This window comes from Alteromonas sp. ALT199, assembly GCF_018619335.1.
GTDB lineage: Bacteria > Pseudomonadota > Gammaproteobacteria > Enterobacterales > Alteromonadaceae > Alteromonas.
This window is the reverse complement of the sequence record NZ_JAHHDX010000076.1, coordinates 83,704-92,883: the sequence shown is the minus strand read 5'-3', so window position 1 is coordinate 92,883 and position 9,180 is coordinate 83,704. Positions and strand designations below refer to the sequence as shown.

Below are 9,180 nucleotides of genomic sequence, written 5' to 3'. Positions count from 1 at the left end.
ATATAGATCAACAAATATTTAACGTTAGTTTGGGGGAATATTTACAATATTGCGATTGAGAAAGGTGAAATCGTGGGAGATTTGACTAGGGATAGGCAAACTAAAGAAAATTAAGGTTGTAGTTTGAAGCAGAAAGGCCGGTCAACTTAAACTGGTGACCGGCCTTTTAGCGCGATAGTAAAGTTGCTATTTTACTTCTACTTCAAGTAGTAGCACTTCCTCTGAAGCAAGCTCAAAAGACATATTCATACTATTACTCGTCATTAAGTCCATAATTTTTAATTGACCGCCACTTTTGTGTGAAAGACCAATCTGGACCGCTTCGTGACCCACGCTTAATAAATTCACTAGGTATTTATTGTCGCCTGTTTTCACTACTCTCGTAATCGTTGTCTTATGTTTAAGCGGGCTATCAATTTTAAACTCAATATCCGGTTTGCTGTCCGGTTTTACTTCAGCTAATGCCGCTTTGCGGAACTTATCTATAGCGGAATCGTTAGCAAGTACAATTAGACTCCCTACGTTTGCCTCCAGCGTATTTTCACGTAGCTGTCCATATTCATTATAGCGAAGGGATTGCTTGTCCATTACGACAGAACCGCCTGAATCTAAATAGTTTTGCAACGCCTCAAACTCACTATCAGTGACATTTGGTGTTTTGTGAATCACTATTGTGTCCCACTTTGTACTATCTTGCTTAGTAATAATGTTTTTAGTCGCATACCCAAGCGGGAAACCTTCAAAAAACATAGATTTATAGAGCTTGCCCTGCGTAGTCATATAATCACTAACGTTAATAGCAGACGTTTCTGAGTAAAACAGACGTATTGGTCTACGCTGCTTTCTCAATGTCATAATTTCTTCAGAGTAGGTATTTAGGTCGAACATGACCTGCGTAACTTCGTTTGAGACATGTGGCTGCATATTGGTTGAGCCAGCAAACGCACCAGCTAAACCCGGATCGAAGAAATTTAATTCACCTTCTAAACGGTCTTCTGGTGAACCATCTGGGTCGCGCATCCAGAACCACCCCATGTTTGCATCCATTCCCTGAAGCGTAGCCAACCAATACACGTTTCTTACGTAGCTTTCACGTGGGTCCATTACTTTCCATTGGCCAGAGGACAGGAAGTGGGATTCCGAGTTAACGTTGATTTTGTTTGGTGAAACCGACTCTGTAAAGTCGTGGATCATGCTCATACCATCCCATTTATAGGTGTATTTTTCCCACCAGTCAGAGGAAATATGAGGTCTTATGCTTGGGCTTCCCAATGCTTTAGCATCATGCCCTATCATGGTTGTAAGCTCGGTTAAGGCTTCCATGTCAATACCGTGAGAGCGAGAATCTTCGTAAAATGTACGCGGGAAAATTTTTATGTGGGTATCTGCGTCTGGGTTTACTGCGTGTAGTTCATTTTGCATAAAAGTGAACCAAGAGGTTGCTCGATGCATGTTATAACGATTCCAATCGAACCAGATTGGCTTTCCACGCAGGCTTTCATTTATAGGGATTTCTATTTCTACATCGTCGAAGCTAGCAAACTTAGTACCCCAGTTGCCATTTAGCTGGGCTACGTTGCCCTTGTATTTACCTTTGAGCCAGTTTTGAAATTCGGCTAATGTGTAAGATGATATTCCCTGCATCTCTTCATAATTGCCTGTCCAATGACCCACTTCTGAATACCAGTGAGGCTCGTTGGCAAGCACAAAACCTAATTCAATGACTTTTTTGCCTTTGGTCACCTCGGCGGCTTTGCGAAGTATCTTGCTCCATACTTCACGGGCAAGTGGGTTGTCTAGATCAAACCCCTGAAACAGCGAACGTCCTTTTCTAATTTCTGGTTCTTTTGCTTCTACCCACTTAGGAATACCCATTAACCAGGCCACCAGATATCCAATGTTGTCATCAGGGATGTCTGTAAGTTCTTTTAGCAGCTCCTCATCGAAAGTACCGTCTTCTTTAACTAAAAAAGAATTGATAGCACGGTCATGGTCAACCGGATAGAGGTTCTCGCCACCGTGATAAAGTGCACCTAAATAGTCGTTATAAATGTCTGGCTGTCCTAAAGGCTGCCCCACTGACTTCGAAAAGTAGTCGTAAAGGAAAACAGGCTTTCCATTGCTGACAAACATATCATCAGCGGATTTGGTGTTTTGCCAATCGACTTTAACAACAGGGCGACGTTTTATTTCGCCGCGAAGCTCTTTGCCTAATTCTTCAATGCCAGCATCTAGAATGTCTATTACTTTCTTACGCTCAAAATCGGGAAGTTCAGCAGCTAGCTGTACTTTATTAGGCGCAAAATGCCTTTCATAACCAAAAGCAGCTTCAATAGCCTCTGGGTTTGCTTCATCCCAATTTGCAAATTTTAAGAACTCATTAGAAAACCAAACAACGGCTTCCTCGCGCGTCACGTCCAACCCTTTTGATTTAGCCTCGTCCATCATGGTTTCAAGCACTTTAATTTTGCTGCGCGCTGTAACTTCAAGTGAGCTTTTTACACTTTCTTGCTGACTCGGATTTATTGTAGAAGTACTGCTTTCTGTAGTTTCTATTTGCGTGCACGCGGCACCAATCATCATAAGTGGAGCCAGAGCGGCAACCTTAAACTGGCGTTTCATAATGTAGTCCCAAGTTAACAGCACGTTGACTAAGCACCATCTAAGCAATAGTGCGCTCCAACGTACATCAATTCATCAAGTTTAAAACACGAAATTGATACTACATAAACAAACATCATATGTATACACAAAATTTACATCTGCCCTGGACTGGTTGTGTTTTTGTTAACAAATCATTGGGAAATAGATGCGATATTTGACACGCTCTTTTTGAAGCCTCTACTGTCTAAGAATGTAGCGCGTTGCTGTCATCACTACATTTCCTTTAAAGGAAATGTCTCAAACACCACACCTTCGTAACCGGTATCCATAAAATTGCGGATATTGGCGTGATCGCTTCCGTTAGGGTTATTGAGCACGTCTTCTCGATAAAAACGCCCAAATAAGGCCAGAGTTTGAACTTGGTTTAGGTTTAAGTGCTGACCGAGTGCGAGCAGCTTGCACGAGCCGTTGTTCTGATTTGCTTCGTTTGACACATCACCATTAGTGAAAGAGGTGGGCGTGAAAGTAAACGCGCTATCAACAAGTGCGATAACGTCGTTAAACTCAATCGTTTCAGGGGAGTTGTTCACTGCATGAATTAAGTCTTGAATATTGCTATATGTCATTTTTATCTCAAAAAAAGAAACCGATAATAGCAAGGTCTAAGCTACCTAAACAGACTGGAGCAGGTCTAGTTTGGGTATTTACAAAAAAGCGCCTCTAAATGAGGCGCTTTCAATTCTAACGAGGTTTAGTTTACTCGCTATTTAAACCGCAGCGCACACTCGCGTGCCTTGGTCGATGGCGCGTTTAGCGTCTAGCTCTAACGCTTCATCGGCACCGCCAATTAAGTGATAGGGCATGTTTAAGCCTTCGACGATATCACGCATCGGCTCTTGTCCTGCACAAATAATGATGTTGTCTACCGGCAATATCTGGCTGTTGCCCTCTACCGTAATGTGTAGCCCTTCGTCATCAATTTTATCGTAGCTTACACCGGGGATCATGGTTACCCCTTTGGCTAGTAGACCTGCTCTGTGCGCCCAACCGGTTGTTTTACCTAGACCAGCACCAACTTTTGTTGTTTTGCGCTGTAATAGGAAAATTTCTCGTGGTGAAGGTTCAGGCTGTGGCTTAACGCCTTCAATGCCCGCTCGAGCAGAGAAGGTCATATCAATGCCCCACTCTTTCATAAATGCAGAAATATCTTGGCTTGGCGTTTCTTTGCCATGAGACAAGTACTCAGCGGTATCAAATCCAATACCACCAGCGCCGATAATGGCTACTTTATTGCCAACAGGTTTCTTTTCTTTTAATACTTCAATATAGGTGAGTACTTTTTCGTGCTCAATACCTTCAATCGCTGGCGTACGCGGTTTGATGCCAGTCGCAATCATGACTTCATCGAACCCTTCATCGTTTAGCGCGGCAGCATCAACGTACGTGTTTAGCTTAACCGTAATGTTTTTATGAAGCTCAATTTGGCGTTTGAAATAACGCAGCGTTTCGTAAAACTCTTCTTTACCTGGAATTTGTTTGGCAATATTAAATTGCCCACCAATTTCGCTAGACGCATCGTAAATCACAACGTCGTGACCGCGCTCGGCGCTGGTCACTGCCGCTGCTAATCCAGCCGGGCCTGCGCCTACCACCGCTACACGCTTTTTCGTTTCCGCAGGTTTAACGTTTATTTCAAGCTCGTGACAGGCACGTGGGTTCACCAAACAGCTAGTCATTTTGCCGTTAAAGACATGGTCAAGGCAGGCTTGGTTACAGCCAATACAGGTATTGATTTCATCTGCACGGTTTTGCTGCGCTTTGCGCACAAAATCTGGGTCGGCCAAAAACGGACGCGCCATAGATACCATGTCTGCATCACCACGAGACAGTACTTCTTCAGCAACTTCAGGCGTGTTGATACGATTCGATGTAATTACTGGGATTGATAGCGCTTCGCGGAATTTAGCCGTTACCCATGTGAAGGCTGCACGCGGTACTTTAGTAGCTATGGTTGGTATACGCGCTTCGTGCCAGCCAATACCGGTGTTAATAATAGTTGCCCCAGCTTTTTCAATTTCTTTACCAAGTTCTACTACTTCATCATAAGTAGAGCCACCTTCCACAAGGTCAAGCATGGACAAACGATAGATAATGATAAAGTTTTTACCTACCGCCTCGCGTACGCGGCGCACTACTTCAATAGGCAAACGGATGCGGTTTTCGTATTCGCCACCCCATTGGTCGTCGCGGTGGTTTGTACGCTGTGCAATAAACTGATTAAGAAAATAGCCTTCAGAACCCATGATTTCAACGCCATCGTAACCCGCGCGCTGGGCTTGGGTTGCGGCAGTAATGAAGTCTTTAATCTGCTTTTCAATCTCTTCAGCTTCAAGTGCCTTAGGCTTAAACGGGTTAATTGGCGCTTGTACCGCAGAAGGTGCCACAAGCTTAGGGCTATAGGCATAGCGACCTGTGTGCAGAATTTGCATGCAGATTTTGCCGCCTGCAATATGCACCGCGTCGGTCACTTCTTTGTGATTTCTAACCGCTTCGTCTGTATCTAAACGAAAGGTTGATGGATGGGTTGCGCCTTCTTCGTTCGGCCCAATACCACCTGTAACGATAAGACCTACGCCACCTCTGGCGCGTTCGCCATAGAATGCCGCCATACGTTTGTGGCCGTCGGGTAACTCTTCTAAGCCCGTGTGCATAGAGCCCATTAACACGCGGTTTTTAAGGCTAGTAAAGCCTAAATCTAACGGACGAAATAAGTGAGGGTAAACGGGATGATCGGTAACGGTCTGATTCATGATACATTCCTGAAAGTCGTTTTGGCTTGGTAAAAGCCGTTAAAAAGCCTGTTTAAACGTTCTTATTTAAAGCGCTCTTTCTTTGAAAGCGCGTTAAAAGTTAACTAGTTACATACATTGAGTGTGTAAGTTCGAACTGCGCCCCCGCCTTCAACTACCTTTATGTTAAAAAGGGTATCATCAACCTATTAGCTAGAAAGGTGGCGAGAAAGGCGCACTTTCAAACCTACATTTACGAACTCATTTTTTTAATTGCTGGGTGTAAAGGCGGATAGTCCGGCAGTGTTTTAGTTTTTTGTGCTTCCATAGCTTTAAACACATCTTCCATCTGGAACATGCCCGCCTGCCACGTGGCCATATAGGTCAAACTCTCTGCTACCGTGTGCTCTGCCGCGTAGTTAATCATAGTTTTGGTGCCAGAAACCGCTAGCGGCGAATTCATTGCAATCTGCTGGGCAAGTTTCATTACAGCTTCTAGCATTGAAGCTTGGTCATCGAATATCTGATTTACAAAGCCAAGTTGTTGCGCTTCTGCGGCACCAAAGTTGCGCCCGGTATAAGCCAGCTCTTTAACAACGCCTAGGGGAATAAGTTTTGGTAGGCGTTGAAGCGTGCCTACATCGGCGGTCATGCCTAATTGGGTTTCTTTTATGGTGAAAAAAGCATCTTGAGTGCAATAGCGCATGTCACATGCACTAAGTAGGTCTACCGCGCCGCCAATCGCTCCGCCCTGAACAGCGCCAATAACAGGCATACGAGCCTGCTCAATGGCGGTAAAGCTATCTTGTAGCAACATCACCATACGGCGCATACGCTCTGCTCTGCGCGATGGGTCGCCCTTAAAGTCTTCTTTCATATTCAGAAACACCGATAAATCCATACCGGCAGAGAAATGCTTTCCTGTAGATGAAATAACGATTACCCGTGCTTTGGCTTCATCATCTATTTCTCGAATGGCTGCCGGTAGCTCTGTCCAGAATTCTGGGATCATGCTGTTCATCGCTTCATGGCGATTAAGTACTACGTGGGCAACATGGCCCTCTTGTTTTACTTCTAATGTAGAGTACTTCATGGTTTGCGCTGTCTCCTCGGGCTGTTCCTGTTAACAAATTTGCAAACTAGACAGCGTCAAGATAAAAGGCTATGTTGACACTGTCAAGATAAAACGTTATCTATTCGTCTCAATTATGAAATTGGAAACATTTGATTTATGGCTAATGCAGTACAAAGCTACCATCACGGTGATCTCCGCAGTGCGCTGATAGAGGCGGCGACTGCGCGTTTGTCTGAGCACGGCGTTGATAGTTTATCTCTTAGAAAACTGGCAGAAGATGCTGGGGTTTCACGTACTGCGCCTTATCACCATTTTAAAGATAAGAGTGCGCTATTAAGCGCCATTGCGGCAAAAGGCTTCAGCGACTGGCATAGCGCAGCAAAACGTATATTCGAACAAGAGGAAAAAACACCCAGCGCGCGTTTTCGCGAGTTTGTGCACGAATATATTGGCTACGCTGCTGATAACCCAGAGATGTATGAATTAATGTTTGGTCGCACTATTTGGCAAAATCAGGCGGCAACCAATGACTTAAAAGACGTTGCATTCCCCTGCTTTCAGTTTCAAGTGACGATGACCCGCTATTGGCAAGATAAGGAGTTACTGCCAAACAATCAAGATGCACTGAGACTCGCACAGGTTACATGGGGCACGTTGCACGGGATTGCGCGTTTGCTTATTGACGGTATATACGCAGACAGTGGTCATATCGACGAGATGTGTAATTGTGCAGCGGATTTATTTATGCAAAAGCGGGGTTAAAACGCCTTATCAATGCAAATGTATGGATATAGCTCTTTGCTTATACGACGCCAAAAGCGTTTAGCTGCCTAGAGCGGAAAAATAGCCTAGAGCGGAAAAATAGCCTAGAACGTATGGACTGGCAGAGCGAGACAAAGTCTCGCTCTTAACGCTTTTTATTTAATTACGCCGATTCCACTTTAGCCAGAGAAACGGGCTGACCTTCGTGCGTCGCTTTAATAAACTCAGCAGCACGTTCGGCAATCATAACGGTCGGCGCATTGGTGTTGCCGCCAATTAAGCTTGGCATCACCGAAGCGTCTACTACCCTAAGACCTGCAATGCCCCTTACTCGCAATTGTGTATCAACCACTGCCATCTCATCGTCATCGCTGCCCATTTTACACGTACCAATTGGGTGATAAATGGTTTCAGCGCGTTCACGTAAAAACTCTAAAATTTCCTCGTCAGTTTCCGCATCTATTCCAGGGTAAAGCTCACTGCCTTCAAACTTGTCGAAATCTGGCGCCGATAGTAACTTACGGGCAATGCGTACCCCTTCAATCATGACCTGCTGATCTTCTTTGGCAGTTAAATAATTGGGATCTATAAGCGCCTGATCAGCAGGGTGATTACTTTGGAGCGATATACTGCCTCGGCTTTTCGGGTATAGGCAGCATACATGAAGACCGTAACCGTAACCAAAGGCCAACTGACGTCCGTGGTCGTTTAGAATGGCAGGTAAGAAATGGAACTGAATGTCTGGGCCTTGTGTGGCTAAACTTGAGCTAACAAAACCACCGGCTTCGGCTATATTCGAAGATAAAATACCTTTGCGCTTAAACGCATAGTCAGCTGTGGCTTTTACGTATGAAGGTAATGCACCGAATGCCACGGCATAGCCCTCTCTGGCCTTACAAGTGTACTGCACAATTGCATCAAGGTGGTCTTGTAAGTTTTGACCCACACCAGGCAGGTCTTGCTGCACAAAAATCCCTTTCTCTTCTAGCTCTGTTCTTGGTCCAATACCCGAAAGCATCAGAAGTTGTGGTGAGTTAATTGCGCCGCCGCATAGTATGACTTCGCTTTTAGCAAAGTAGCGGTTCACTGCGCCTTTTTCACGCACTTGGACACCAATAGCACACCCTTCTTTTAATAACACTTTTTCGGCAGCGACTTTTGTTAAAACGGTTAAGTTATTGCGATGTTTCGCCTGCGTTAAATACCCTTTCGCTGTAGAGCAGCGCTGGCCGTTAGCCTGCGTAACATGGTAGTAGCCTAATCCTTCCCTTTCGTCTCGGTTAAAGTCGTTAAGCTGTTGATAGCCTGCAAACGAGGCTGAGTTAACAAATGCGTCTGAAAGCACGCTGGTATGCCTTAGCTTGCTAACATTTAGCGGTCCGCCGGTGCCGTGGTATTCATCAGCCCCTTCCTCAAAATTCTCAGAGCGTTTAAAATAAGGCAGTACATCATCAAACGACCAGCCCCCGGCGCCCTCTTCATTAGCCCATCGATCGTAGTCTTCTTTTTGGCCGCGAATGTAGCACATGGCGTTAACCGAACTACTGCCGCCCAAGGTTTTACCGCGAGGCCAGAACAGTTCTCTGTCATACATCTCTTTTTGAGGCGCTGTATGATAACCCCAACCGATACCTTCGAACCTGCTAAGCAGAGACAAACCAAACGGAATATGAATGAGTGGGTTGGTATCCTTTGAGCCAGCTTCTAAAAGCAAAATATCTAACGCAGGGTTTTCTGATAATCGAGTAGCAAGCACCGCGCCCGCAGAACCGCCGCCTACAATAATGTAATCGTATTTGCTCAGTACTTCGCTCATTTCACCAACTCCTTGAGGGCAAGACTTTTAAATGTTAAAAAAACGTTGTGGTACGACCAGATTACCAAACAACACTTCGCTAAGAAAAGACTTAAATTGTAAGATTTAAAAAAGCTAATAATCCTGATAACTTA

At 44.8% G+C, this 9,180-nt stretch carries 6 protein-coding genes; 1 reads left to right on the top strand and 5 read right to left on the bottom strand.

Features of this window, described 5'->3' with window-relative positions; translation table 11 throughout:
* Positions 1-186: 186 nt before the first annotated feature.
* From KL866_RS07780 to KL866_RS07765, 4 genes are all read right to left on the bottom strand, one after another.
* Positions 187-2,622 carry a glycoside hydrolase family 42 gene (locus KL866_RS07780; protein ID WP_214994425.1) on the bottom strand — a complete coding sequence of 812 codons (2,436 nt, stop codon included), beginning with the start codon at positions 2,620-2,622 and terminating at the stop codon, positions 187-189.
* A 254-nt stretch (positions 2,623-2,876) separates the two neighbouring features.
* Positions 2,877-3,230, bottom strand: a complete 354-nt coding sequence (locus KL866_RS07775) for a HopJ type III effector protein (RefSeq protein ID WP_025255718.1) — start codon at positions 3,228-3,230, stop codon at positions 2,877-2,879.
* A gap of 141 nt (positions 3,231-3,371) precedes the next feature.
* Positions 3,372-5,414: an NADPH-dependent 2,4-dienoyl-CoA reductase gene (locus tag KL866_RS07770; protein WP_025255719.1), complete on the bottom strand. Its 2,043-nt coding sequence runs from the start codon at positions 5,412-5,414 to the stop codon at positions 3,372-3,374.
* Positions 5,415-5,646: 232 nt separating this feature from the next.
* Positions 5,647-6,486 (bottom strand): crotonase/enoyl-CoA hydratase family protein, encoded by an 840-nt coding sequence (locus KL866_RS07765; RefSeq protein ID WP_214994423.1) that lies wholly within the window; start codon positions 6,484-6,486, stop codon positions 5,647-5,649.
* Between the two features lie 138 nt (positions 6,487-6,624).
* Here KL866_RS07765 and KL866_RS07760 point away from each other — a divergent pair, with 138 nt between their 5' ends.
* Positions 6,625-7,230: a TetR/AcrR family transcriptional regulator gene (locus KL866_RS07760; RefSeq protein ID WP_214994421.1), complete on the top strand. Its 606-nt coding sequence runs from the start codon at positions 6,625-6,627 to the stop codon at positions 7,228-7,230.
* A gap of 163 nt (positions 7,231-7,393) precedes the next feature.
* Here KL866_RS07760 and KL866_RS07755 read toward each other — a convergent pair whose 3' ends face one another.
* Entirely contained in the window at positions 7,394-9,046 is a 1,653-nt protein-coding gene (locus KL866_RS07755; protein ID WP_214994419.1) for a GMC family oxidoreductase, read from the bottom strand.
* Between the last annotated feature and the right edge of the window lie 134 nt (positions 9,047-9,180).

What these genes read in the sequence shown, in the direction of transcription:
- KL866_RS07760 (WP_214994421.1), top strand. Translation starts at nt 6,625, where the DNA reads ATGGCTAATGCAGTACAAAGCTACCATCACGGTGATCTCCGCAGTGCG.
- KL866_RS07755 (WP_214994419.1), bottom strand. Translation starts at nt 9,046, where the DNA reads ATGAGCGAAGTACTGAGCAAATACGATTACATTATTGTAGGCGGCGGT.
- KL866_RS07765 (WP_214994423.1), bottom strand. Translation starts at nt 6,486, where the DNA reads ATGAAGTACTCTACATTAGAAGTAAAACAAGAGGGCCATGTTGCCCAC.
- KL866_RS07770 (WP_025255719.1), bottom strand. Translation starts at nt 5,414, where the DNA reads ATGAATCAGACCGTTACCGATCATCCCGTTTACCCTCACTTATTTCGT.
- KL866_RS07775 (WP_025255718.1), bottom strand. Translation starts at nt 3,230, where the DNA reads ATGACATATAGCAATATTCAAGACTTAATTCATGCAGTGAACAACTCC.
- KL866_RS07780 (WP_214994425.1), bottom strand. Translation starts at nt 2,622, where the DNA reads ATGAAACGCCAGTTTAAGGTTGCCGCTCTGGCTCCACTTATGATGATT.